General features: G+C 69.2%; 27 protein-coding genes and 2 tRNA genes. 14 read left to right on the forward strand and 15 right to left on the reverse strand.

What is annotated here, in order from left to right; translation table 11 throughout:
• Positions 1 to 116 precede the first annotated feature (116 nt).
• The 4 genes from QE416_RS13920 to QE416_RS13935 all read left to right on the forward strand — a co-directional run bounded on the left by QE416_RS13920 (position 117) and on the right by QE416_RS13935 (position 3582).
• Complete coding sequence (locus QE416_RS13920; RefSeq protein ID WP_307317047.1) at positions 117 to 1028, forward strand: ABC transporter ATP-binding protein; 912 nt, start codon at positions 117 to 119, stop codon at positions 1026 to 1028.
• Positions 1025 to 1825, forward strand: a complete 801-nt coding sequence (locus QE416_RS13925) for an ABC transporter permease subunit (RefSeq protein WP_267787145.1) — start codon at positions 1025 to 1027, stop codon at positions 1823 to 1825. The genes QE416_RS13920 and QE416_RS13925 overlap by 4 nt, the downstream gene beginning before the upstream one ends.
• Before the next feature lie 66 nt (positions 1826 to 1891).
• Positions 1892 to 3136, forward strand: coding sequence for a mechanosensitive ion channel family protein (locus QE416_RS13930; RefSeq protein WP_267787144.1), 1245 nt, complete (start codon positions 1892 to 1894; stop codon positions 3134 to 3136).
• Complete coding sequence (locus tag QE416_RS13935) at positions 3133 to 3582, forward strand: globin (RefSeq protein WP_307317050.1); 450 nt, start codon at positions 3133 to 3135, stop codon at positions 3580 to 3582. Before QE416_RS13930 ends, QE416_RS13935 begins: the two co-directional genes overlap by 4 nt.
• Here QE416_RS13935 and QE416_RS13940 read toward each other — a convergent pair whose 3' ends face one another.
• Positions 3583 to 4419: a cation-transporting ATPase gene (locus tag QE416_RS13940; protein ID WP_307317053.1), complete on the reverse strand. Its 837-nt coding sequence runs from the start codon at positions 4417 to 4419 to the stop codon at positions 3583 to 3585.
• 171 nt (positions 4420 to 4590) lie between these two features.
• Complete coding sequence (locus QE416_RS13945; protein ID WP_210074759.1) at positions 4591 to 5259, reverse strand: hypothetical protein; 669 nt, start codon at positions 5257 to 5259, stop codon at positions 4591 to 4593.
• A 53-nt stretch (positions 5260 to 5312) separates the two neighbouring features.
• Between QE416_RS13945 and QE416_RS13950 the strand changes: the two genes are divergently transcribed.
• Positions 5313 to 6182 carry an acyl-CoA thioesterase II gene (locus QE416_RS13950; RefSeq protein WP_267787141.1) on the forward strand — a complete coding sequence of 290 codons (870 nt, stop codon included), beginning with the start codon at positions 5313 to 5315 and terminating at the stop codon, positions 6180 to 6182.
• A gap of 137 nt (positions 6183 to 6319) precedes the next feature.
• On the opposite strand, the gene QE416_RS13955 is transcribed toward QE416_RS13950, so the two are convergent.
• The 4 genes from QE416_RS13955 to QE416_RS13970 all read right to left on the reverse strand — a co-directional run bounded on the left by QE416_RS13955 (position 6320) and on the right by QE416_RS13970 (position 9716).
• The gene (locus QE416_RS13955; protein WP_267787140.1) at positions 6320 to 6847 is read right to left on the reverse strand and encodes a thioesterase family protein; all 528 of its coding nucleotides are present in this window, start codon (positions 6845 to 6847) and stop codon (positions 6320 to 6322) included.
• A 10-nt stretch (positions 6848 to 6857) separates the two neighbouring features.
• Positions 6858 to 8537 carry an energy-dependent translational throttle protein EttA gene (ettA, locus tag QE416_RS13960; protein ID WP_210074755.1) on the reverse strand — a complete coding sequence of 560 codons (1680 nt, stop codon included), beginning with the start codon at positions 8535 to 8537 and terminating at the stop codon, positions 6858 to 6860.
• Positions 8538 to 8593: 56 nt separating this feature from the next.
• Positions 8594 to 9091: a hypothetical protein gene (locus QE416_RS13965; protein WP_307317060.1), complete on the reverse strand. Its 498-nt coding sequence runs from the start codon at positions 9089 to 9091 to the stop codon at positions 8594 to 8596.
• A 91-nt stretch (positions 9092 to 9182) separates the two neighbouring features.
• Entirely contained in the window at positions 9183 to 9716 is a 534-nt protein-coding gene (locus tag QE416_RS13970; RefSeq protein WP_307317063.1) for a single-stranded DNA-binding protein, read from the reverse strand.
• A 205-nt stretch (positions 9717 to 9921) separates the two neighbouring features.
• Here QE416_RS13970 and QE416_RS13975 point away from each other — a divergent pair, with 205 nt between their 5' ends.
• Positions 9922 to 10179: a hypothetical protein gene (locus QE416_RS13975; protein ID WP_210074748.1), complete on the forward strand. Its 258-nt coding sequence runs from the start codon at positions 9922 to 9924 to the stop codon at positions 10177 to 10179.
• Positions 10180 to 10231: 52 nt separating this feature from the next.
• Here the strand turns inward: QE416_RS13975 and QE416_RS13980 are convergent, their stop codons facing one another.
• Positions 10232 to 11650: a PLP-dependent aminotransferase family protein gene (locus tag QE416_RS13980; protein ID WP_210074746.1), complete on the reverse strand. Its 1419-nt coding sequence runs from the start codon at positions 11648 to 11650 to the stop codon at positions 10232 to 10234.
• 61 nt (positions 11651 to 11711) lie between these two features.
• On the opposite strand from QE416_RS13980, the gene QE416_RS13985 reads away from it, so the two are divergent.
• The gene (locus tag QE416_RS13985; protein WP_307317066.1) at positions 11712 to 12320 is read left to right on the forward strand and encodes a YitT family protein; all 609 of its coding nucleotides are present in this window, start codon (positions 11712 to 11714) and stop codon (positions 12318 to 12320) included.
• 41 nt (positions 12321 to 12361) lie between these two features.
• Here the strand turns inward: QE416_RS13985 and QE416_RS13990 are convergent, their stop codons facing one another.
• On the reverse strand, positions 12362 to 12571 hold the full coding sequence (locus tag QE416_RS13990) for a methyltransferase (protein WP_210074742.1): 210 nt from the start codon (positions 12569 to 12571) through the stop codon (positions 12362 to 12364).
• Between the two features lie 101 nt (positions 12572 to 12672).
• On the opposite strand from QE416_RS13990, the gene QE416_RS13995 reads away from it, so the two are divergent.
• The 6 genes from QE416_RS13995 to QE416_RS14020 all read left to right on the forward strand — a co-directional run bounded on the left by QE416_RS13995 (position 12673) and on the right by QE416_RS14020 (position 14819).
• Positions 12673 to 12748, forward strand: a tRNA-Arg gene (locus tag QE416_RS13995).
• Positions 12749 to 12783: 35 nt separating this feature from the next.
• Positions 12784 to 13410, forward strand: a complete 627-nt coding sequence (gene orn, locus QE416_RS14000) for an oligoribonuclease (protein ID WP_307317067.1) — start codon at positions 12784 to 12786, stop codon at positions 13408 to 13410.
• A gap of 36 nt (positions 13411 to 13446) precedes the next feature.
• Positions 13447 to 13522, forward strand: a tRNA-His gene (locus QE416_RS14005).
• Positions 13523 to 13699: 177 nt separating this feature from the next.
• Positions 13700 to 14041 carry a metallopeptidase family protein gene (locus QE416_RS14010; protein WP_307317958.1) on the forward strand — a complete coding sequence of 114 codons (342 nt, stop codon included), beginning with the start codon at positions 13700 to 13702 and terminating at the stop codon, positions 14039 to 14041.
• Positions 14041 to 14340, forward strand: a complete 300-nt coding sequence (gene clpS, locus QE416_RS14015) for an ATP-dependent Clp protease adapter ClpS (protein ID WP_373458860.1) — start codon at positions 14041 to 14043, stop codon at positions 14338 to 14340. The genes QE416_RS14010 and clpS overlap by 1 nt, the downstream gene beginning before the upstream one ends.
• Positions 14337 to 14819, forward strand: a complete 483-nt coding sequence (locus QE416_RS14020; protein WP_267787133.1) for a DUF2017 family protein — start codon at positions 14337 to 14339, stop codon at positions 14817 to 14819. Before clpS ends, QE416_RS14020 begins: the two co-directional genes overlap by 4 nt.
• 120 nt (positions 14820 to 14939) lie before the next feature.
• Here the strand turns inward: QE416_RS14020 and QE416_RS14025 are convergent, their stop codons facing one another.
• The 7 genes from QE416_RS14025 to gatC all read right to left on the reverse strand — a co-directional run bounded on the left by QE416_RS14025 (position 14940) and on the right by gatC (position 21013).
• The gene (locus tag QE416_RS14025; protein WP_307317072.1) at positions 14940 to 15287 is read right to left on the reverse strand and encodes a hypothetical protein; all 348 of its coding nucleotides are present in this window, start codon (positions 15285 to 15287) and stop codon (positions 14940 to 14942) included.
• 25 nt (positions 15288 to 15312) lie between these two features.
• Positions 15313 to 15918, reverse strand: coding sequence for a hypothetical protein (locus QE416_RS14030; protein WP_307317074.1), 606 nt, complete (start codon positions 15916 to 15918; stop codon positions 15313 to 15315).
• A complete protein-coding gene (locus tag QE416_RS14035) occupies positions 15881 to 16201 on the reverse strand; it encodes a hypothetical protein (protein ID WP_246078284.1) in 321 nt (106 codons plus the stop codon). The genes QE416_RS14030 and QE416_RS14035 overlap by 38 nt, the downstream gene beginning before the upstream one ends.
• Before the next feature lie 101 nt (positions 16202 to 16302).
• Positions 16303 to 17559: a DNA polymerase IV gene (gene dinB, locus QE416_RS14040; RefSeq protein WP_307317078.1), complete on the reverse strand. Its 1257-nt coding sequence runs from the start codon at positions 17557 to 17559 to the stop codon at positions 16303 to 16305.
• Between the two features lie 120 nt (positions 17560 to 17679).
• A complete protein-coding gene (gene gatB, locus QE416_RS14045) occupies positions 17680 to 19197 on the reverse strand; it encodes an Asp-tRNA(Asn)/Glu-tRNA(Gln) amidotransferase subunit GatB (RefSeq protein ID WP_267787129.1) in 1518 nt (505 codons plus the stop codon).
• The gene (gene gatA / locus QE416_RS14050; RefSeq protein WP_307317083.1) at positions 19197 to 20717 is read right to left on the reverse strand and encodes an Asp-tRNA(Asn)/Glu-tRNA(Gln) amidotransferase subunit GatA; all 1521 of its coding nucleotides are present in this window, start codon (positions 20715 to 20717) and stop codon (positions 19197 to 19199) included. The genes gatB and gatA overlap by 1 nt, the downstream gene beginning before the upstream one ends.
• The gene (gene gatC, locus QE416_RS14055) at positions 20714 to 21013 is read right to left on the reverse strand and encodes an Asp-tRNA(Asn)/Glu-tRNA(Gln) amidotransferase subunit GatC (RefSeq protein ID WP_210074739.1); all 300 of its coding nucleotides are present in this window, start codon (positions 21011 to 21013) and stop codon (positions 20714 to 20716) included. Before gatC ends, gatA begins: the two co-directional genes overlap by 4 nt.
• A gap of 73 nt (positions 21014 to 21086) precedes the next feature.
• Between gatC and QE416_RS14060 the strand changes: the two genes are divergently transcribed.
• Complete coding sequence (locus QE416_RS14060; protein ID WP_307317087.1) at positions 21087 to 22766, forward strand: long-chain-fatty-acid--CoA ligase; 1680 nt, start codon at positions 21087 to 21089, stop codon at positions 22764 to 22766.
• Positions 22767 to 22772 lie beyond the last annotated feature (6 nt).

The following is a 22772-nucleotide window of genomic DNA, read 5'->3' on the forward strand; positions in this document are numbered from 1 at the left end:
AATGCCCTCTCCCTCCGGGGAGGGGGCATTCGTCGTTCTCGGGATCATCCTCGCGACGGCGCGAGTCATCCTTTCGAGGGACGCGGTGGCTGAGGCGTGCTTCATAGCGTGGAGGCATGATCGTTGCAGAGAACCTCACCAAGCGATACGGCGACAAGACCGCCGTCGACGGCATCTCGTTCACGGTGGCCCCGGGCCGGGTGACCGGCTTCCTCGGACCGAACGGTGCGGGTAAGTCGACGACGATGCGCATGATCGTGGGGCTCGACCGCCCCACCGCGGGACGCGTCACCGTGGGCGGCCAGGACTACCGTCAGCTGCGCTCCCCCCTCACCGAGGTCGGCGTGCTGCTGGATGCGAAGGCCGTCCACACCGGCCGATCAGCGCGCAACCACCTTCGCGCGATGGCCGCCACGCACGGCATCGGTGCGCAGCGCGTCGACGAGGTCATCGAGCTCACCGGTATCGGCACCGTCGCCGGAAAGCGCGCAGGCGGATTCTCGCTCGGCATGGGCCAGCGGCTCGGGATCGCAGCGGCCCTGCTCGGCGACCCGCACACGCTCATCCTCGACGAGCCGGTCAACGGCCTCGACCCCGAGGGAGTGCGCTGGGTGCGCCAGTTCGTGCGGCACCTCGCCGCCGAGGGTCGCACGGTGCTGCTGTCGAGCCACCTGATGAGCGAGATGTCGCAGACCGCGGATCACGTGATCGTCCTCGGTCGCGGCCGCGTGCTCGCCGACGCGCCCCTGCCCGAACTCGTGCGCACCTGGACCACGACCACACTGCTCGTGCGCTCTCCTCGCCTGGGCGAGCTCGTCACCGCCCTCGAGATCCCGGATGCCACCATCTCGGCCGTCGAACCGGGCGCGGCCCAGATCACCGGGATCACCCCCAAGACCGTCGGCGACATCGCCGCAGCTCACGGCATCCCCCTCTACGAGCTCAGCCCGCGCGTCGGATCTCTCGAAGACGCCTACCTCGCCCTCACCGACGACTCCGTCGAGTACAAGACCAAGGAGATCGCATGACCGCTCTCGCCGCCGCTCCCCGCCGGGCCACCCACACCACCGGACACCGTCTGAGCTTCGCCCACCTCCTCCGGAGCGAGGCGATCAAGATCCTCACCCTGCGCTCGACGTGGTGGTCGCTCGGGGTCACGGCCGCCTTGTCCGTCGGCATCTCGCTCTTGATCGCCCTGGCCACCAGCGGCATGGGTGGGAGCATGGCGCCAACCAACGTCATCCTGGCGCCCACCCAGTTCACGATGCTCGTCGCCGGCATCCTGGGCGCGATCGTGGTGACCGGGGAGTACTCCACCGGGATGATCCGGTCGACGCTCACCGCCCAGCCGCGCCGGGGCGCCGTGCTGCTGGCGAAGGCGATCGTCGTGGCTCTCACCATGATGGGGACCACGGTGGTCATCTACGCCGTCGCGATCGCGGCCACCGCTCCCCTGTCGGGCACCAGCATCGATTGGGCGCGCCCGGCCGATTCCCTCGTCCCACTGGCCCTCGGCGTGCTGTCGATGGCCTGCTTCACCCTCATGGGCGTCGGATTCGGATTCCTGCTGCGTAGCGGCGCCGGCGCGATCGCCGTGACCGTGGGGGTGCTCTTCGTCCTGCCGATCATGCTCAGCCTGTTCTCGATCGCCGGTCCGGACTGGATGTGGGTCGTCGAGGCCGGCAAGTACCTCCCGGTCAGCGCGGCGGGCTCCCTCACGCAGCCCGGTGCCCAAGACCTCCTCGAGCCCGCCCTCACGATGGCCGGCTGGGTCGTGGGCCCGCTGCTGCTGGGGTGGGTCGCCCTGCGCTCGCGCGACGCCTGAGCGTCGTCCACACGGATGCCTCGACGCTCAGCCGGCGCCGAGGCATCCGTCGTTAGGCTGAAGCCGATGTTCGTTCTCGCCGAAAACCCCGAACCGACCCCGTCGCCCTCGATCACGTCGCCGAGCGATCTCGCCAACCCGGACACGTGGGGCTGGATCGGCGGCCAGCTGCTGAGCTTCGGCGGCACGCTGCTGCAGATCCTCGGGATCATCGTGGGTGTGGCCGTGGGTGCCTGGCTGCTTCGCCTGATCATTCGGCGCGTGGTCGATCGCATCGTCAACGGGGCCAAGAGCAAGGCGCGTGTGGACGACACGCAAGCCCTCGATCGCTCTCCGCTCAACGCGGTGCGCCTCGTGCAGCGCACGCGCACGCTCGGCACGATCCTGCAGAACATCGTGAACGTCATCCTCGTGATCGTCGCCCTCGTCTGGATCGCCAGCATCGTCGCTCCGAACGCCCTCGCCTCGCTGACCCTGCTCACCGCGGCGATCGGCGCCGGTCTCGGCTTCGGCGCGCAGAACATCGTCAAAGACGTCCTCAACGGGATCTTCATCGTCGCCGAAGACCAAATCGGCATCGGCGACGTCGTCGATCTCGGACTCGCGACGGGCATCGTCGAGTTCGTCAGCGTCCGCATCACCCACGTCCGCGACGTCAACGGCACGCTCTGGTACGTCCGCAACGGCGAGATCACCCGCATCGGCAACATGTCGCAGGGCTGGTCCCGCGTCATCATCGACCTCGCCGTGCCCGTGGACGCCGATATCGACGACGTCGAGAAGGCCATGCTCACCGCGGCGAAGACGATGGCGAAAGAGACGAAGTGGCGCTCGCGCATCATCGAGCAGCCCGAGATCTGGGGCCTCGAATCCATCAGCGGCGATGCCCTCGTCATCCGGCTCGTGATGAAGACACGCTCGAGCGCGAAGGACGACGTGGCCCGAGAGCTGCGCGCGCGTCTGAAGAAGGCGATCGACGCGATGGGCATCGCCCTCCCGCAGCTGAACTCGATCGTTCTGACAGGCGCCGAGGGCGCACAGAGCGTGCGCGGCGCACACCCGCCCAAGACCAAGGAGACCCAGGTCACCGTCGGCGCGAGCCGGCCCATCTGGCGGCCCCGCCGCAGCAAGCTGGACGTGTCCGAGATCGTGGAGGATCATGCGGCGGACACTTCGACATCCAAGGTGAAGAAGAAGACCGTCCGCGACGACACGCCCACCGCCGTAGTGGACCTGCCTCCCGCCCCCGGAGCCGACACGCCCAAGCCCACGCCCCCGGCCGTGCGCGCCGACGACAAGGACCAGACATGACCGAGACTGTGAACTTCTACGACCAGGTCGGGGGCATGGACACCTTCCGTCGATTGGTCGATGCGTTCTACCGCGGGGTCGCCTCGGACGAGGTACTGAAGCCGATGTACCCCGAGGAGGACCTCGGCCCTGCAGCCGAGCGGCTGACCCTGTTCCTCGCGCAGTACTGGGGTGGCCCGACCACCTACGGTGAGACGCGCGGGCACCCGCGCCTGCGGATGCGCCATATGCCCTTCCACGTCGACCCCGACGCCCGCGACCGGTGGCTGCGGCACATGCGCACGGCCGTCGACGAGATCGCCCTGCCGCCCGCGTTCGAAGCACCCCTGTGGGACTACCTCGAACGGGCGGCCTACGCGATGGTCAACACCTTCGAGTCACGCGGTATCGGCCCGCAGCAAGGCGGGCGACCCGATACCGGGCTCCCGGTCCGCGCGATCGACTGATCACCGCCCGAGGAAGTCTCCGAATCCGGGGATGTCGAGGTTGGACAGCCCCTCACCGAAGCCGCTGATCTGCTCACCCGCTCCCGAGACGGCGTCCTGTGCGCCTCCCGCCCACTCGCCGATCCCCGTGCCCTCCGCGAGCGAGGTGAGATCGACTCCGGATGCCATGGCCTCCAGGTCGACGCCCTCCGCGAGCCCCGTGAAGTCGACGCCCAACTGCCCGGCCTGAGCCAGCAGCGGGCCGGCGACGGCGCTGACGACCGCGCCGCCGGCCACCGCGGCCAGCAGTCCCCCGGCCCCCACGATGCCGGCACCGACGAGGCCACCGCGCCCGGCCTTGGCCAACAGCCCCGACATGCGTCCGGGCCGCGCGGCCTCCGCCCGAGCAGCGGTGCGCGCGAGATCATCGGCGGCGTCGGTGCGCGGACGCTCGTGCGGAGCCAGATCGGCATCCATCCGCTCCTTCACCAGCGCGCGTTGCGCCGGGGTGAGGCGGGCGAAGGCCTCACGGTGCATCTGCTCCACCCGATCGGGGTCGGCCGTGCGCACGAGGTAGTCGTAACGGGCGATTGCCGCGCGGTCCTCGGTCGACAGCGTGGATGACGTACGAGAAGAGGCCGGCGGGGCGTAACGGCCCTGCGACGCGGGCGGGGCATAGCCGTTCGGCGCCGCCGCGTGCGGGGGATTCGTGCGGCGATCGCCCGTGACCGCGTCAGCCGCCGAGCGCACCATGTCGCGCCAGTCCTTGCCGCCGGCGGCGCCCGGCGTGCGCTGCGACGACGAGGCCTTGCCCGCAGCCTTGGAAGCGAGATCGAACAGACGGGAGAACGAGACCATGGAGGAACCTCTCGACGGGCGGCACGCGGCCGCGACGTCAAGGTCTCCTCCGCCCTTACGGACCGACGTACCCGGAATCCAACCGTGGACTCGTGATGACGGATACGCCGCGACGGGAGTACTCCCCTTGCTGTTCTTCAGCGTAATGACGCCAGCTGTGCGCTTGCTGGATCAGCTGCCCGTCGCGCGGACGGCGGTGAGTCCGGAACGCACCGGCCCGCGCACCAGCACGTGGCCACGCGCGAGGCTCACGCGCGTCCAGGCGCCGCTGCGACGCACGGGGGCTTCTTCGGACCCGGCGATGAAACCCAGGGCGAAAGCCGCGAAGGCCGTACCCAGCGGCAGTCCGCCGAGAGCGTCGTCGGGCTGACCCCACACCTGAGCCCGCACGAGCCGCACGACGTCTTCACCCGCGTCGGCGGGGAGCGCGTCGGCGACGGCGGCGACGCCGTACTGGGCTCGGGATGCCAGAACGGCCGCGTCGACGGCATCCGTCTGTTCCCACCCTCCGCGAGGGGGCGAGATGCCGGCCCAGGCGGGAGACGTCGCGGTCTCGGGCAGCACGACGGCGGAGGCGTCGTCGGGAGCGGGAAGCAGGGCCGAGGCGTCGACGACCACGTCGCATTCGAGCTCGGGGTCGATGGCCGACACGCGAAGGCCCAGGACCGTCGGGGTCGCATCGAGCAGCCCCCGCGGGGCGAGCGGTGCGGCCGTCGCGACGAGTACTCCCCCGTCGGCGCGCAGTCGCACGGTGCCGTCACCGAGGCGGATCGTTCGGGCGGCGAAAGTGAGCAGGTCGGCTGCCGCCTGCGGGTCGGGGAACAACAGGCGCGCGGACACCCGCCCTAAACTATCAAGCGGTGCGGGTTCATCGCGCCGGAACGGGAGTCAGTGTGTCCGAGGCCATCGATCCCGTGGCGTCGCTGCTCGCCGTGCTCGACCTGCGCGACGCGGGAGCGCGCACGACCGAAGACATCTTCACGGGGGTGTCGCAGCCCATGCCGACCGGGCGCGTCTATGGCGGACAAGTTCTCGCACAGACCGTCGTGGCCGCCTCGCGAACCCTCCCGCCCGAGCGATCCGTGCACTCGATGCACGGCTACTTCCTTCGCCCCGGGGATCCGACGGACGGGATCACCTTCTCGGTCGATCGCATCCACGACGGTCGTTCCTTCTCGACCCGGCGGACCCAGGCGTTCCAGTCGGGTGTGCCCATCTTCTCGATGATCGCGTCCTTCCAGGACGAGGACCCGGGTCTCGAGCACTTCGAGCCGATGCCCGGCGGCATCCCGCAGCCCGAGGACGCCCCCGTCCTCGACGTCGACGCCCTGCACCCGGTCAGCCGACGGATCTTCTCGGAGAGCCCCGTCGATGTCCGACACGTGACCTCGCCGCTTTATGCGTCTGCGGACGGTCCGCAGGTTCCGCGGCAGGCGGTCTGGATGAAGCTGCGTCGCGCGATCACCGACGACCCGGCCGTTCACCGCGCCGCTCTCGCATACCTGAGCGACCTCACGATCCAGGAGTCGATCATGCGCGCGCACGGCGTGGCGTGGAACGCCCCCGGGCTCAAGGTCGCGAGCCTGGACCACGCGATGTGGTGGCACCGCCCCGGCCGTGTCGACGACTGGTTGCTGTACGTGCAGGAGTCCCCCAACGCCCGCGGTGGCCGCGGTCTCGCGACGGGCAGGATCTACACGCGTGACGGCGCCCTGTTGGCCAGTGTCGCGCAAGAGGTCATGGTGCGCGTCCCGCGAGACTGATCCCGGATGCCGGCACCCCGGCGACTCCGTTCGCGAGGCGAGGCTCGAGGCCGGCGGTGCGACGCACCCGCCGAGAACCGGGAGATCGCCGATGGAGAAACGGCGGGCGAGCTCAAAGCTCTGGGGCGATGTCGACGTCAGCCGCGTGAGGAACGGCGGCGGTACTCGATCGGGTCTCCGGTGTACGGCGCCCAGGCCGCACGCTCCGCCTCGGTCCAGCGGGTCGGCCGACCGGTCGCCGTGTCGACGAGCACCGTCACAGCGGTGGCCCGGGCGTAGAGAACGCGCTCGGCGTCTCCGACGGGGCTGTAGACCTCGTAGCAGATGTCGGCGCTGGAGCCGCCCATCGCACCGATCCACATCCGCACGTCGAGGGGACGCTGGCTGTAGGGCACGGGGCGCAGGTACTCGATCTCTTGACGCGCGATCAGCGTGGCCCGGTCGCCGCCGCTCTCGAGCACGTCCATGTCGAACACTGCCGTCGGCAGGGGCTCGCCTTCGCCGTCGCTGAACCAGAAGGCGCGCAGGCGCGCCTCTTCGAGCAGCTTCAGCATCGAGGTGTTGTTGACATGCCCGAGCGCATCGAGATCGCCCCACCGGAGGTGGATCGGCACGTGCACCCGCGAGGGCCCGGCAGCGGCCGGACCCTCGTCGGGAGTGCTCACGGCGGAATCGTCAGTCACGCGTGAGCTTGCGGTAGGAGGACCGCGACGGATTGGCCGCGTCGGCGCCGAGGCGTTCGATCTTGTTGGCCTCGTACGCCTCGAAGTTTCCCTCGAACCAGTGCCACTGGTCGGGGTGATCCTCGGTGCCCTCGTAGGCGAGGATGTGCGTGGCGATGCGGTCGAGGAACCACCGGTCGTGCGTGATGACCACGGCGCAACCGGGGAACTCGAGAAGGGCGTTCTCGAGCGAGCTCAGGGTTTCGACATCGAGGTCGTTGGTGGGCTCGTCGAGGAGCAGCAGGTTACCGCCCTCCTTGAGCGTCATGGCGAGGTTCAGGCGGTTGCGCTCACCACCGGAGAGCACCCCGGCCTTCTTCTGCTGGTCGGGTCCCTTGAATCCGAACTTCGACACGTAGGCGCGCGACGGGATCTCCGTCTTGCCGACGGTGATGATGTCGAGTCCGTCGGAGACGACCTCCCACAGAGTCTTCTCGGGGTCGATCGCGGCGCGGGACTGGTCGACGTAGCTGATCTTGACGGTCTCGCCGATCTTGAGCGAACCACCGTCGAGCGGCTCGAGACCCACGATCGTCTTGAAGAGCGTGGTCTTTCCCACACCGTTCGGGCCGATGACACCGACGATGCCGTTCGGGGGCAGGTTGAAGCTGAGGTTGCTGATGAGCGAGCGGTCGCCGAAGCTCTTCTCGAGCTTCTTGGCGTCGATGACGATGCCGCCGAGACGCGGACCCGCGGGGATCTGGATCTCGTCGAAGTCCAACTTGCGCGTGCGCTCGGCCTCGGCCGCCATCTCTTCGTAACGAGCGAGGCGCGCCTTCGACTTGACCTGGCGGCCCTTGGCGTTGGAGCGCACCCACTCCAGCTCCTCTTTGAGGCGCTTGGCGAGTTTGGCGTCCTTCTTGCCCTGGACCTCGAGGCGCTGACCCTTCTTCTCGAGATACGTCGAGTAGTTGCCTTCGTAGGGGTACAGGTGACCACGGTCGACCTCGGCGATCCACTCCGCGACGTTGTCGAGGAAGTACCGGTCGTGGGTGATCGCGATGACCGCGCCCTTGTAGGCCTTCAAGTGCTGCTCGAGCCACAGCACGCTCTCGGCGTCCAGGTGGTTGGTGGGCTCGTCGAGAAGCAGCAGGTCGGGCTTCTGCAGCAGGAGCTTCGCCAGCGCGACACGACGACGCTCTCCACCGGAGAGCGGAACGACGGAGGCGTCGGCCGGCGGGGTGCGTAGGGCGTCCATCGCCTGGGCGAGCTGCGAGTCGAGATCCCAGCCGTCGGCGGCGTCGATCTCTTCCTGCAGCGTGCCCATCTCGGCGAGGAGCGCGTCGAAGTCGGCGTCCGGATCGGCCATGAGAGCCGAGATCTCGTTGAAACGATCGAGCTTGGGCTTGATCGCCACGCCGTCCTGGATGTTCTCCAGCACGGTCTTCGTGTCGTCGAGCTCGGGTTCCTGCATGAGGATCCCGACGGTGAAGCCCGGGCTGAGCCGCGCTTCTCCGTTGGACGGGACGTCGAGCCCGGCCATGATCTTCAGGATCGTCGACTTACCCGCACCGTTCGGTCCGACCATGCCGATCTTGGCACCGGGCAGGAACGACATCGTGACGTCGTCGAGAATCAGCTTGTCGCCCACAGACTTGCGAGCGCGGACCATGGAGTAGATGTATTCCGCCATAACCCTCTCAGTCTAGGGGCGATGGGACATTCCGCTGACGTGCCGTCAGCCCTGCGTCACCAGTCGATCGCCCTCGTCTGGCCGATCAGGCACCCGCCGGACGACAGGCCCGGCAGCACCGCGGTGACGGGGTTGCCGATCGAGGGACCGACTTGGCCGACGAGACACTGGTCGCCGAGCCGGACCGAGAACTCGATGCTCTCCGCGGGGTTGTCGACGGTCGTCTGGTCGGCAGTGACCTGCATCGCTGCCTTGTCGAAGCCCGCCGCCGCCAGGGCGTCGATGTAGGCGCGTCCGGCGACCTGGTTCGGCCCCGACCAGACGCCGCGGACGACCTGCGTGAAGAACGGCAGGTTCTCTGCCGCCGTTCCCCCCGCGACCAGCGTCGGCGTCGCGGCGGCCGTGGGGGTCGAAGAGGGCGTGTCGACGACGGAGGCGGACGGTTCCGTCGTCTCGACGGGACCGGGGGTGGGCGACTGGCCGGTGCAGCCCGCGAGGCCCAGCACCGCGACGAGGGTCAGGGCGGCGAGGGGACGACCGAGAAGGCGAGACACGCGACCGAGTCTACGTACCCTCCCGCGCTGCTCCTGGCTGCCGCACGCGGACGTGCGTGGCCCCGGCCCCGCGCCGCCTCGAAGACCCGCGTCAGAACGGACCGCTCGACCCCGCCTCCGACGACGAACCGCCGTCGGCCGGGGCCGCACCCGCACCGGCCATCTCGAGGCCGGGTGCACCCTCGTCTGCTCCACCGGGAATCGCCCAGGCCTCCTCCGCCGACGGATCCGCCGCCTCATCCCCTGTCGCGGCGGAGGATCCCGGCGCTTTGGCCGCCTTCTCGAAGCGCGTAGTGCCCCAGCGCAGATCATGGCCGATGGCGTCGGCCACCACGTCTGCGCTGATGCCGCGTTTGACCTCGTTCTCCCACTCGCGCAGACGCAAGCGACCGGTCAGAACGACCCGCTGGCCCTTTCTGAGCGAGTGCAGTGCGTGTGCCCCCAGGTCACCGAACGCGGAGACGTTGTAGTAGTTCGTGTGACCGTCCACCCATTCCCCCCGCTCGCGGTCGAGCTTGCGCTCTCCGACTGCGAGGCGGAACGCGGCGATGGGACCTCCCCCGCGCGTGGAGCGCTGCTCCAGTTCTCCGACGATGTTGCCCACCAGGGTGATGTGATCGCTCATGTTCGTGGTTCCTCTCGACGTGGTGTGCGCTCCGGCATCCGTGTGCCCGACGGATGCCGGAGCCAGGCCCAGAATGACCGGACCGGGCCGGTCCTTCGAGGCGGTTCCGCAACTTTGTGGAGGGATCGGGCGGTTTCTCACCTGGGGAGGAGGCACTCACTCGCTCGCCCCGGTCAATGTCGGAGGTTGGTTCTACCGTCGTCACATGAGCACGGCACTGTGGAACGATCTCGCTCCGGCCCCGCGTCCGGCCGGGTGGGGAGCGGCGACGCATGTCGCCGCGGGCCTGTGGCGCATCGCCGATCCGCGCGGCATCGTGGTCGGCCACATCCGCGCGATCGCCGCCGACGGGGGCTGGCGATACGCCGCGGAGCGGTTTCACACCGCTTCCGGAAGCTTCCGGCGCCTCGGAGAGTTCTGGTCCTCCGCAGACGCTGTCGAGTGCCTCCGTTACCTGCGCTGAGGCCCGGGGCCGGGTTCAGGACGCAGCTCCTCGCGCGAAGTCATATCGGGGCTCACACCACGGTCGCGAAGTCTGTGCGCGAGGGAATCGCGCCTCCCCCGCGGACGTCGTCCCATGCCTCGCGCAGAAGAGCGACAGCCCGCTGCAGGGTCGACGGAGCCGCGGTGAACGGGACGCGCAATCGTCGGTCATGCCCCCCTTCGACCGCGAACCGCGACCCCGCCGACAAGGCCAGTCCGCGCGCACGCGCGGACATGACCAATGGAGTGCTGAGCGGCTCGCCGATCCCCACCCACAGCGACACGCCGCCGTGCACGTCGGGGACGTCCCACTCGGGAAACACCCGCCGCAGTTCTGGAACGAGGCAGTCGCGACCGGCTCGCAGGAGCGTCCCACGCTGCGCCGCGATCTCACCGAGACGAGGAATCAGCCGGGCGGCGACAGCCTGTTCGAGCTCGGGGGTGCCCAGATCGTGCACGGGGCGACCACTCGCCAGTCGACGCACGATGTCGGGCGCCGCGCGTACCCATCCGATACGCAATCCGCCCCACACCGTCTTGCCGAGGGATCCGACACGGATGACGCGCTCATCGTCCGTGAAGGGCGCCGGGCCGACTGCGCGGTCGATGTCCAGCTGGGCGGTGGTCTCGTCGATCACCAGGAGCGTGCCGACCGAACGCGCGCCGATGAGAAACGCCTCGGTCTCCGCGGCGGTCATCGTCCTGCCGGTCGGGTTGTGGAAATCCGGCATGAGATAGGCCAGCGAAGGCAGGGCTCGCGCGAACGTCTGCTCCGCTCGCTCCAGATCCCACCCCTGAGCGGGCGAGACGGGCACCCCCACGAGGCGGGCGCCGACACGGCGGAAGGCTTCGGCGGCGTGCGGGTAGGTGGGAGTCTCGATCATGACCCGATCCGCCCGGTGGAGCAGGACCGAGGCAATCAGATGGATGGCGCTCTGAGCGCCCGTGGTCACCAGGATCTGATCGGGCGAGGTCGGGAACCCCCGATCGCGATAGTGCTCGGCGATCGCCTGGCGCAGCCCGAGATCGCCGACGACGTCGTAGCCGATCCGCGCGACGAGCGCGGGGGCGTCTTGAACGACCTCGGCCATGACGCCCGGCAGACCGGGCCACGCCGCCGGGCTCGCCTGCTGCAGGTCGATCGTTTCGGCATCGAGCTCGTGACGGCCGGGGTCGGTGCGGCGCAGGGGCAGGGTCACGCTGCCGCTGCCGCGAAGGCTTTCGATGTGCCCGGTATCGCGAAGGCTCTGATAGGCGGCCGCCACCGTCGTCCGGCTCACCCCGAGCGCTGCGGCGAGCTCGCGCTCGGCGGGGAGCGCGGTGGCGGGAGCGAGCCGGTTGTCCAGACAGAGCAGGCGAACCCCATCGGCGAGGGCCTCGTACGCCGGGCCCTTGCCTCGCCATCCGCCGAGAGACGAGGCGAGCGTCCTAGCCGATACGCGCGAGTCCATGCGGCCACCATAGTCGAATTGGCATCCTTGCCAAAAGCCAATCGCGTGATTGGATCTGTCCATGCCTTCTCGGATCGCCCGCCTCCTCGTCGGACTCGTGTTGTACGGCCTCGGCTGTGCCGTCACCGTCGCCGCCGGCCTGGGCGTCGACCCCTGGACCGTGTTCGCGCAGGGCCTCTCCCGCGTCACCGGGATCGGGATCGGCTGGATCACGAACATCGTCGGAGTGGGCGTCCTGCTCCTGTGGATCCCGCTGCGTCAGAAGCCGGGTGTCGGAACCGTGGCCAACATCCTGCTGGTGGGCACGAGCCTTCAGCTGGCCCTGGGGTTCCTCCCCCACCCCGACGCATTCTGGCTCCAGGCGCTCATGCTGGTCGCCGGGGTCGTGCTGGTGGCCGTGGCATCCGGGCTCTACATCGGAGCCCACTTCGGACCCGGCCCCAGAGACGGGCTCATGACGGGCATGAACCTGCGCTTCGGCTGGCCTATCTGGGCCTGCCGGCTCGGCGTCGAGGGATCCGTGCTGACTCTGGGGTGGCTCCTCGGCGGCACCGTGGGAATCGGTACCGTCGTGTTCGCCCTGGGCATCGGACCGCTGGTCCACCTCGCTCTGCCCCTCTTCGCCACGCCGCAGCCCGTGAGTCGTCCGCGCGCCGCGGCGAACGCCTGATTCAGCGCGGGAGAAGCCCTACGCGACCGGGCCGGCCGCCCTCAGTGCTCGCGGAACTCCGGCCGCTCGCTCCCGGGCTTCAGGTGGGAGTGCACCGCGTTCTTCGCGATCTCCATCGAGGGGTACACCCCCAACGGGGCGTCTTTACCCGCCATGTGGACGCGATAGCCGTCTGCATCCTTCTGGATCTTGCCCACGACTCCGTTGGGCCCGTAGGCCACCCAGATTCGTCGTGTCGCCGTCTCGGACATGAGCGCTCCTTTGCTCTCGATGCCCGGAATGTACCGCCGCCCCGACGGACGCGCCAGGGGCTGGCGCGGCGTGGCGGGACCGGGCGATATCCTGGGTTCGACCCCCAGTAGCTCAGTGGATAGAGCAGCGGCCTTCTAATCCGCCGGTCACACGTTCGAATCGTGTCTGGGGGACCAGAACCGGTGTCGGAACCCCTCAGTAGGATGTGGGAATGGTAAACGCCTCCGAGAACGACCGGCTCGTCTGGATCGACTGCGAGATGACGGGCCTCGACCTCGGCGTCGACGAGCTGGTAGAGATCGCGGTCGTCATCACCGATTTCGAGCTGAACGTGCTCGACCCGGGGTTCCAGATCGTCATCAAGCCCGACGACTTCGCTCTCGCCAACATGGGCGAGTTCGTCACCGAGATGCACCGCTCCTCCGGGCTTCTCGACGAGATCCCGAACGGTGTGAGCCTGGCGGATGCCGAGTTCCAGACCCTCGAGTACATCCAGCGCTTCGCACCGGTCGAGGGCAAAGCACCCCTCGCGGGCAACACGATCGGCACGGATCGCATGTTCTTGGCGAAGTACATGCCGCGGGTCGATCGCTGGCTGCACTACCGCAATGTCGATGTGTCCAGCATCAAGGAGTTGTCGCGCCGCTGGTACCCGCGCGCCTACTTCCAGGCCCCGGCGAAGAACGGCGGGCACCGCGCGCTGGCCGACATTCGCGAATCGATCCGCGAACTCGCCTACTACCGTGCCGCGGTCTTCGTGCCGCAGCCGGGTCCGACGAGCGAAGAGGCCAAGGCCGTCTCGGCCACGGCCGTGTCGTCGTTTGCGCTGGACGTATGACATAATCGTTCAGTTGTCTGCTTCGGCATGCACATGGTGGCTATAGCTCAGTCGGTAGAGCACCGCGTTGTGGTCGCGGGGGTCGCGGGTTCAAGTCCCGTTAGCCACCCCATTCCCGAAGGCCCGGCAGAGCATCGCTCGCCGGGCCTTCGTCATCCGAACCCCGCACTCCCCCGCGCCGTAGAATCGACGAAGGATGCCACGGCGAGCCGCCGGCATCCCTCAGACGGCTCGAGACCCCGGGAGGCCCGCCGTGAACGACGATGTCGACGCGCGCCCGACGCTCGAGATGGACGCACCGTCGTTCGAGAAGCTCGTGATCGATGAGCTGGACCAGCTGCCCGACGACATGGTCGACGGTCTGGACAACGTGATCTTCGTCGTCGGCGACCGCCCGGAGGACGGGTCTCTCGATCTGCTCGGCCTGTACGACGGCTGGGCACTCACCGAGCGCGAGAGGTACGGGGTCGGCGAACTCCCCGACCGGATCATCGTCTACCGCGAGCCTCACCTCGCCGCGTGCGACGACGAGACCCAGCTGCGCGATGAGATCCACACCACTCTGGTCCACGAGATCGCACACTTCTACGGCATCGACGACGAGCGCCTGCACGAGCTGGGGTGGGCGTGATGGCGGGCCTGGCCACTCCCGATCTCGACGTCGATCTCGACACGAGCCTCACTGCCGCACCGCCGGCGTCGTGGCAGACGGTCGTGTGGAACGACCCCGTCAACCTCATGAGCTACGTCACGCACATCTTCCGCACGTACTTCGGGTTCGACGCCCCCACCGCGAACAGACTCATGCTCGCGGTTCACCACGACGGTCACGCGGTCGTGGCTCGCGGCCCCCGCGAGGTGATGGAAGCGCACGTGCAGGCGATGCACGACTTCGGCCTGTGGGCCACGCTCAGGAAGGACCCCGCGTGAACGAGCGAATCGTCGTGCTGGAGATCAGCGGCCTCGAAGCCCTGCACCTGGCCGGCATCGTCGGACAGTTCCGCGACCTCCTGGCGGACTCCCGCTCCGAAGCCGACCCCGCCATCGAGCGTCTGCTTCCCGACGCCTACCCCGACGACGCCGACGCGAGCCGTGAGTTCCGCCGCCTCACGGGCGAGGACCTCCTGGAGCGCCGATCCCAGGACGTCGCGACGGTGCTGCACACGCTCGGTCTGGACGGGGCCGACCTCGACCCCGAGAGCGACCCGGACGCGGCGATCGCCGTGGCCCTCGGCGAAACGGAGGCGCTCGCCTGGATGCGGACCCTCTCGGCGCTGCGGCTGGTCATGGCGACCCGTCTCGGCATCCAGAACGACGACGACCACGACTCGGATGATCCCCGGTTCGGCGTGTACGACTGGATCGGCTACCGGCTGGACGGGCTCATCGGCGCCCTCGGCAGGGCCTGACGCGATAGGTCGTCAGTCGCCGCGCCCGCGGGGCCGTTCCGGTGTCCCTGGCGGGCAGGCGACGGCGGACGTCGTGACGCGATCCGTCGCCACGACGTACTCCCGGCACGCTCGAACCCATTAGGCGCCCCTCAGCCCCAGCAGGTCGGAACCTTCCTCGAAGCGGTACGAAGCCACCACGAAGGTATCGCCCTTCTGCGACAGCAGCACGAGATCGAACGGGAAGAGGTCCCCCAGCTCCGTTGCGGCGCGGGCGAGGAACGCCGCCGCCTCGCGAGAGGGATGGTCCGAGACCCGAACCAACGAGCGCAGGTGATCGAGCACCGTCTCATCTGCGAAGGCGGCCGCGGACCTGTCCCCCTCGCGCTGGAGCGGGCGGGGCGGCTCTGAAACCGCCCGAGAGGTGATCGACGCCACCACGACGATCGTCGCGAACGCGGCGAACCACAGACGTCTCTTCCCGCTCACCGGCATCCCCACTCGCCACCAATGATCAGGGAATGGACAGGACGAGGTCGGCGAGGCCCGCCGGGTCGTGAGCTGCGAGGTGGCGGTCCTCCTGGGCGGCCCACCGGGCCCAATGCGGACGGTAGGTGTCGCCATCTCGCCCGAGGGCGCGCGCCTTGCGCGACGGGAGCGGCGCATCGACCCACACCGAGACGTCGGCGAGGCGGGCGACCTCGGGCGTCAGGAGTCCTGCCCCTTCCACGACGAGCGGCAACGAAGGATCGACGGCGTACGCCTCCGCGCGCGAGCCGGTCTCCCAGTCCCATCTCTCCCACACGCCGACGAGACCGCGAGCGTGCGGCGACAGGATCCTCTGCCGTGCGTACTCGACGCCCGCGGCGAGCCCGTCCCACCCGGGATACACATCGTCGAGCGCGACCAGTTGCACGCGCCCGCGCCCGGGCCACGCCGCAACGAGCCGTCGGGCCAGAGAGCTCTTCCCCGCCCCGCTACGGCCGTCGAGGGCGACGACCGGATTCGCGGCCCCGACCGCGACGATATGCGCTCTCACCGCCGCGAGGGCCGCCGTGAGAGCGTCGTCGACCGGGTCTGCGCTACTTCTTGAGAGCGCGGATGACACGGCTGAGGGCACGGCCTGCTACCCACACGAACGGGATGCCGACGGCCAAGAGCGAGACGAGGTTCGGGTCGAACCGCAGATCGTCGCCACGACGGATGTAGGCGCCGAGCGGAAGGGTGTAACCGCCCCCGCCACCCCCGCCGTTCCCCTGCTCGTCGGAGCCGCCGCCGTACCCGGCCCAGACGAGGGCGACGGGGACGATGCGCACACCGTCGACGTCCTGCTGCTCGCCATAGGCGGAGGTGACGCCGAAGCTCGTGGCCTGCTTGCCGAGTTCCAATGCGATGTTGGGCATGAGCCCACCGTAGCGGCCCGCCGGCGACCGGCCCAGGGCGTTGCATACGGCGTCCGGCCGTGCACCAGAAGCCGACGGAGCGCTCCACGACAGGTGGCGGGTCAGTGATCGTACGACGGGCGGGGATTCGTCGGCAGCGCTCCCCCTCCGCGCGACGGCCCCAGAAGCGATCCCCGTGTCACCGCCCCCCGACCGAAGCGCGCCGTGGCACCGTCGAGGGCGCCTTCGACGCGGCGCCACTCGGCGTCGTCGTCCCACAGGGTCGCAGCCATCACCGCGGGCTTCAGCTTCTCTCCACGGACTCCGACGAGGCGCACGGCCTGCCGGCGCTCGAGCCCGTCGAAGAGCTCGATCGCCGCGTCGCCGATGCGCTGGCCGACCGATGTCGGCTCCTTCAGCGTGCGCGAACGGCTGAGGGTCGTGAAGTCCGAGAAGCGCACCTTGATCGAGATCGTCGACGCCTCATACTGCTGCCCGCGAAGACGCGCCCCGACCCGATCGGCCAGCCGTCGCAGCTCCACGTGCAACAGGCGCGTGTCGGAGATGTCGGTGTGGAACGTCTCTTCGTGCCCGATGCTCTTCTCGGTGCGGCCCGTGTGCACCTCGCGAGCGTCGATCCCGCGCGAGAGTTGCCAGATCCGCTCCCCCATCGCCGCACCGAGGACCTGGTCGAGCGCGTGCCGCGGGGTGTCGAGGACGTCGGAGACAAGACGGATGCCGCGCGATTCGAGTGCCTCGGCGGCCTTCGGCCCGACGCCCCACAGCGCCCGCACCGACCGAGGGCGAAGGAACGCCTCGGTGTCGGCGGCCGCGACGACCAGCAGTCCGTCGGGCTTCGAGATCGTCGAGGCCATCTTGGCGACGTGTTTGGTCGCGGCGACACCGATACTGCAGGTGAGCCCCGTCTCGGCCTTCACCCGCGCGCGAAGGTCGCGGGCGATCGTGCCGGGGCTCCCCCAGAGTCGTCTCGCGCCGCGGACGTCGAGAAAGGCCTCGTCGATCGAGAGCGGCTCGACCATCGGCGTGACGTCGTGGAAGATCCCCATGACCTGTCGCGACATCTCTGTGTACCGGTGATACGGCGGATTCACGACGATCGCCGTCGGGCACAGTCGCAGCGCGATGGCCACCGGCATCGCCGACTTGACGCCGTATCGGCGCGCTTCGTACGAGGCGCTCGAGACGACACCGCGCCCCTCGGAGCCGCCGATGATCAGCGGCTTCCCCGCGAGCGACGGATCGTCGAGAACCGCGACGGATGCGAAGAACGCGTCCATGTCGACGTGCAGAATACCCGCACCCGTGTCGTCGGCGTCGGGGCGCGAGACGATGCGTCCCGTCCCATCACCTCGTCCCATGGCATCCATTCTCTCCCGGACCTCCGACATCGGATCCGGGCCCGCAGAGGGAACACCGCGAACGACGGATGCCACGACCCCGAGCCGCACGAGACGGCCGAGGTCGTGGCATCCGGAGTCCTACTGCGCGGCGGCGCGCTCCAGGACGAGCTCGCGCACGCGCGCGGCGTCGGCCTGGCCCTTCATCGCCTTCATGACCGCGCCGATGACGGCGCCGGCGGCCTGAACCTTGCCGTCACGGATCTTCGCGAGTACGTCGGGCTGAGCCGCCAGGGCATCGTCGATCGCCGCGATGAGCGCTCCGTCATCCGAGACGACGGCGAGACCGCGGGCGTCGACGACCTCCTGCGGGGTGCCCTCGCCGGCGATGACACCCTCGAGCACCTGGCGCGCCAGCTTGTCGGTGAGGGTCCCGGCGTCGATCAGCTTCTGCAGGGCGGCGACGTTCTCGGGCGATACGAGATCGGCGGCGTCGCGCTCCTGCGCGTTGGCGACGCGGGTGATCTCCCCCGTCCACCACTTGCGAGCAGAAGCCGGCGCAGCACCCGCGGCGATCGTGTCGGCCACCGCGTCGAGCAGTCCGCCGTTGGCGACGTCCTGGAACTCGAGGTCGGTGAAGCCCCACTCGGCCTTGAGCCGACGACGACGTGCCGCCGGTGGCTCCGGCAGTGCGGCGCGCAGCTCCTCGATCAGCTCGGGAGCGGGCACGACCGGCAGCAGGTCGGGCTCGGGGAAGTAACGGTAGTCGTCGGCATCCGACTTCGGACGACCCGGCGAGGTGCGACCCGTGTCCTCGTGCCAGTGACGCGTCTCTTGCGTGATGGTGCCGCCCTTGGCGAGGATCGCCGCCTGACGCTGGATCTCGTAGCGCACCGCACGCTCCACCGAACGCATTGAGTTGACGTTCTTCGTCTCGGTACGCGTGCCCAACTTCTCCTGGCCGCGGGGGCGCAACGAGACGTTGGCGTCGCAGCGGAGGTTTCCGCGCTCGAGCTTGGCCTCGGAGATACCCAGACCGCGCACGATGTCGCGGATGGTCGCGACGTACGCCTTCGCCAGAGCGGGAGCGGCGTGCTCGGCGCCGAAGATCGGCTTGGTGACGATCTCGACGAGGGGGACGCCCGCGCGGTTGTAGTCGACCAGCGAGTACTCGGCGCCCTGGATGCGACCGGTCGCGCCGCCCATGTGGGTCAGCTTGCCCGCGTCTTCTTCCATGTGCGCACGCTCGATGGGCACGGTCACGATGGTGCCGTCTTCGAGTTCGACCTCGACCGAGCCCTCGAAGGCGATCGGCTCGTCGTACTGGGAGATCTGATAGTTCTTACCGAGATCGGGATAGAAGTAGTTCTTCCGCGCGAACCGGCTCGACGCAGCGATAGAGCACCCCAGCGCCAGGCCCAGGCTGATCGACGAGCGGATCGCTTCGGCGTTCACCACGGGAAGGGCCCCGGGAAGACCCATGTCGACCGGCGCGACGAGCGTGTTCGGCTCGGCACCGTGGTTGGCCTCGTTCGCGGGGTTGGGTGCGGCCGAGAACATCTTCGTGGCCGTGTTCAGCTCGACGTGCACCTCGAAACCGAGGACGGGCTCGAACATCTCGAGCGCCTCGTCGAAGTCCATGAGTGCGTCTTTCGCCATCAGAGCGGCGCTCCGTTCGTGAGGGAAGGGGCTTTGTCGAGCAGCGGTCCGCCCCATTGGTCGACGAGCAGCGCCTCGAGCGCCGCACCGACGCGGTACAGACGCGCGTCCTCGCGAGCGGGGGCGAGGAACTGGATGCCGACGGGCAGGCCGTCTTCGGCGGCGAGACCGCTCGGCACCGAGATGCCGGGGACTCCCGCGAGGTTCGCGGGGATCGTCGTCACGTCGTTCAGGTACATCTGCAGCGGGTCGTCGATCTTCTCGCCCAGTCGGAAGGCCGTGGTCGGTGCCGACGGCGTCGCGATCACGTCGACCTGCGCGAAAGCGGCGTCGAAGTCCTGCTGGATGAGCGTGCGGACCTTCTGCGCGCTGCCGTAGTAGGCGTCGTAGTAGCCCGCGGACAGGGCGTAGGTGCCCAGGATGATGCGACGCTTGACCTCGGGGCCGAAGCCCGCGTCTCGCGTGAGCGCCATGACGTTCTCGACGGTGGCTGCCCCCTGCGGGTTCACCCGCATCCCGAAGCGCACCGAGTCGAACTTCGCGAGGTTGCTCGAGGCTTCGGCGGGGAGGATGAGGTAATACGCGGCGACGCCGTACTCGAAGTGCGGAGCGCTGATCTCGACGATCTCGGCGCCCTGCGCCTCCATGGCGGCCAGCGAGGCGCGGAACGAGTCCGAGACGCCCTTCTGGAAGCCGCGGTCGTCGAGTTCGCGGATGACGCCGACCTTGAGGCCCTTGAGGACCTCTCCGGTCGCGCCCTCGCGGGCGGCGGCGGCGAACGACGGCCACGCGTCGGAGAGCGAGGTCGAATCGTTCGCGTCGTGCCCGCCGATGACGTCGTGCAGAAGCCCCGCATCGAGCACGGTGCGTGTGACGGGCCCCACCTGATCGAGGCTGGATGCCAGGGCGATCGCGCCGTAACGGCTCACGCCGCCGTAGGTCGGCTTCACTCCCACGGTGCCCGTGACGTGCGCCGGCTGGCGGATCGAGCCGCCGGTGTCGGAGCCGAGGGCCAGCGGCGCCTCGAAAGCGGCGACGGCCGCAGCCGACCCGCCGCCGGAGCCGCCGGGGATGCGGTCGAGATCCCAGGGGTTGCGGGTGGGACCATAGGCCGAGAACTCGGTGGACGAGCCCATCGCGAACTCGTCCATGTTCGTCTTGCCGAGGGGTACGAGACCGGCGGCGCGCGAGCGCGCGACGACGGTCGCGTCGTACGGCGACATGTACCCCTCGAGGATCTTCGACCCGCTCGTGGAGGGCATGTCAGTGGTCACGAGCACGTCCTTGACGGCGAGCGGGACGCCCGCGAGCTCGTGGAGCTGCTCGCCCGCCGCGCGACGGCGGTCGATGTCGGCGGCCACCTCGAGGGCGTGATCGCTCACGTGCAGGAAGGCGTGCACGTCGCCGTCGACGGCGGCGATGCGATCGAGGTGAGCCTGCGTCGCTTCGACGCTCGACACCTCGGACGACGAGATCTTGGCGGCCAGATCGGCCGCTGTCAGACGGGTGAGGTCGGTCACTGCTCTTCTCCCAGGATCGCGGTCACGCGAAATCGGCCATCGGCCTGGTCGGGGGCGTTCTGCAGCACCTGATCGCGCGTGAGCTGCTGCTGCACGACGTCGGGGCGGAAGACGTTCTCGAGCGGGATCGGGTGGCTCGTCGCGACGACCTCGGGGGTCGCCACCTCGGACACCTTTGCGATGTTGTCGACGATGGCATCCAGCTGACCGGTGAGGCTCTGGACCTCCTCGTCGCTCAACTGGATCCGGGCGAGCACACCGAGATGGCGCACGAGATCAGGAGTGATTTCAGACACCCGGCAAGTCTAGTTCGCGCGCGGTGCCGCGCCCGCCTCGACCCCGCCGCGTACGCGCCCATAGGCTGGCGGGGTGACGAGCTTCGATCCGCCGCGCCCCTGGACCTCGAGCTATGCCGCGGGGGTGCCCGAAGACCTGGCGCCCCAGGGCGGGTCGCTCGTCGACATCGTCGACGCCTCGGTGCGGGATTACCCCGACGCCCCGGCCCTGCAGTTCTTCGGCCGTGAGACCTCCTACGCCGAGATGTCCGACCAGATCGCCCGCGTCGCCAGTGCTCTCGCAGAGCGCGGCGTCAAGGCGGGGGATCCGGTCGCCCTCGTATTGCCGAACTGCCCGCAGCACATCGTGGCGTTCTACGCCGTGCTGCGACTGGGTGCGGTCGTGGTCGAGCACAATCCGCTCTACACGCCGCGGGAGCTCCGCAAGCAGTTCGAGGATCACGGCGCGAAGCACGCCATCGTGTGGAGCAAGGTCGTCGCGACCGTGCAGGAATTTCCCGCAGATCTGAAGGTCGACACGCTCGTCTCGGTCGATGTGACCACCGCCATGCCGCTGCGCACCCGACTCGCCCTGCGTCTGCCGATCGCCAGGGCACGCGAGGCCCGTGCCGCCCTGACGACGAAGATCCAGGATGCCGACCGCTGGGCCGACCTGACACGCCACCAGCCCCTTCCCGAGACGCACCCTCGGCCGGGCTCGACGGATCTGGCGATCATCCAGTACACGAGCGGCACGACCGGGACCCCCAAGGGGGCGATGCTCACCCACGCGAACCTCCTCGCCAATGCCGCGCAAGCACGGGCCTGGGTACCGCAGATCGTGCGCGGCGAGGGCTGCGTCGTCTACGCGGTGCTGCCGATGTTCCACGCCTACGGCCTGACGTTGTGCCTGACTTTCGCGATGTCGATGGGCGCGCGTCTCGTGCTGTTCCCGAAGTTCGACCCCGACCTCGTGCTCGAGGTCACGAAGAAGCACCCCGCGACGTTCCTTCCGCTGGTGCCACCGATCGCCGAGCGCCTGCTCGCGGCCGCGAACGAGAAGGGGGTGTCCCTCACCGGCACGGATGTCGCGATCTCGGGGGCCATGGCGCTCCCGCACTCCCTGGTCGTCCCCTTCGAGCAGGCCACCGGCGGGTTCCTCGTCGAGGGTTACGGGTTGAGCGAGTGCTCCCCCGTGCTCATGGCCAACCCCGTGGCCGACAACCGGGTCGCGGGCACCGTCGGCCTGCCCCTTCCCGGCACCGAGTGCCGCGTGGTCGACCCCGACGATCCCCGCACGGACGTCGAGCGCGGAGAACTGCTCGTGCGCGGTCCGCAGGTCTTCTCCGGCTACTACGGCAAACCCGAAGAGACCGAGGCGGTCTTCGTCGACGGGTGGTTCCGCACCGGAGACATCGTCACGATCGACGACGGCGGGTTCGTCCGGATCGTCGACCGCATCAAGGAGCTCATCATCACGGGCGGCTTCAACGTCGCCCCCACCGAGGTCGAGAACGTGCTGCGTCAGCACCCCTCTGTCGTGGATGTCGCGGTCGTCGGCGTGCCGAGCGAGCACTCGGGCGAAGAGGTCATCGCCGCGGTGGTGCCGTCGTCGCCGGGCGAGTTCGACGGCGAGGCGGTGCGGGCGTTCGCCCGCGGCATCCTGACGCCGTACAAGGTGCCGAAGCGGATCGTCGTGGTCGACGAACTCCCCCGCTCCCTCATCGGCAAGGTGCTCCGGCGCCAGGTGCGCGACAGGCTCCTCGAGGGCTGAGGACCC

It is taken from the genome of Microbacterium sp. SORGH_AS_0421 (genome assembly GCF_030818635.1).
Classification (GTDB): Bacteria; Actinomycetota; Actinomycetes; order Actinomycetales; family Microbacteriaceae; genus Microbacterium.

Bases quoted from the DNA above. Each gene is read 5' to 3' on its own strand.
- QE416_RS13920 (WP_307317047.1), top strand. From the start codon at position 117: ATGATCGTTGCAGAGAACCTCACCAAGCGATACGGCGACAAGACCGCC.
- QE416_RS13925 (WP_267787145.1), top strand. From the start codon at position 1,025: ATGACCGCTCTCGCCGCCGCTCCCCGCCGGGCCACCCACACCACCGGA.
- QE416_RS13930 (WP_267787144.1), top strand. From the start codon at position 1,892: ATGTTCGTTCTCGCCGAAAACCCCGAACCGACCCCGTCGCCCTCGATC.
- QE416_RS13935 (WP_307317050.1), top strand. From the start codon at position 3,133: ATGACCGAGACTGTGAACTTCTACGACCAGGTCGGGGGCATGGACACC.
- QE416_RS13940 (WP_307317053.1), bottom strand. From the start codon at position 4,419: ATGGTCTCGTTCTCCCGTCTGTTCGATCTCGCTTCCAAGGCTGCGGGC.
- ettA (WP_210074755.1), bottom strand. From the start codon at position 8,537: ATGGCGGAATACATCTACTCCATGGTCCGCGCTCGCAAGTCTGTGGGC.
- QE416_RS13970 (WP_307317063.1), bottom strand. From the start codon at position 9,716: ATGAGCGATCACATCACCCTGGTGGGCAACATCGTCGGAGAACTGGAG.
- QE416_RS13975 (WP_210074748.1), top strand. From the start codon at position 9,922: ATGAGCACGGCACTGTGGAACGATCTCGCTCCGGCCCCGCGTCCGGCC.
- QE416_RS13980 (WP_210074746.1), bottom strand. From the start codon at position 11,650: ATGGACTCGCGCGTATCGGCTAGGACGCTCGCCTCGTCTCTCGGCGGA.
- QE416_RS13985 (WP_307317066.1), top strand. From the start codon at position 11,712: ATGCCTTCTCGGATCGCCCGCCTCCTCGTCGGACTCGTGTTGTACGGC.
- QE416_RS13990 (WP_210074742.1), bottom strand. From the start codon at position 12,571: ATGTCCGAGACGGCGACACGACGAATCTGGGTGGCCTACGGGCCCAAC.
- orn (WP_307317067.1), top strand. From the start codon at position 12,784: ATGGTAAACGCCTCCGAGAACGACCGGCTCGTCTGGATCGACTGCGAG.
- QE416_RS14010 (WP_307317958.1), top strand. From the start codon at position 13,700: ATGGACGCACCGTCGTTCGAGAAGCTCGTGATCGATGAGCTGGACCAG.
- clpS (WP_373458860.1), top strand. From the start codon at position 14,041: ATGGCGGGCCTGGCCACTCCCGATCTCGACGTCGATCTCGACACGAGC.
- QE416_RS14035 (WP_246078284.1), bottom strand. From the start codon at position 16,201: ATGCCCAACATCGCATTGGAACTCGGCAAGCAGGCCACGAGCTTCGGC.
- dinB (WP_307317078.1), bottom strand. From the start codon at position 17,559: ATGGGACGAGGTGATGGGACGGGACGCATCGTCTCGCGCCCCGACGCC.
- gatB (WP_267787129.1), bottom strand. From the start codon at position 19,197: ATGGCGAAAGACGCACTCATGGACTTCGACGAGGCGCTCGAGATGTTC.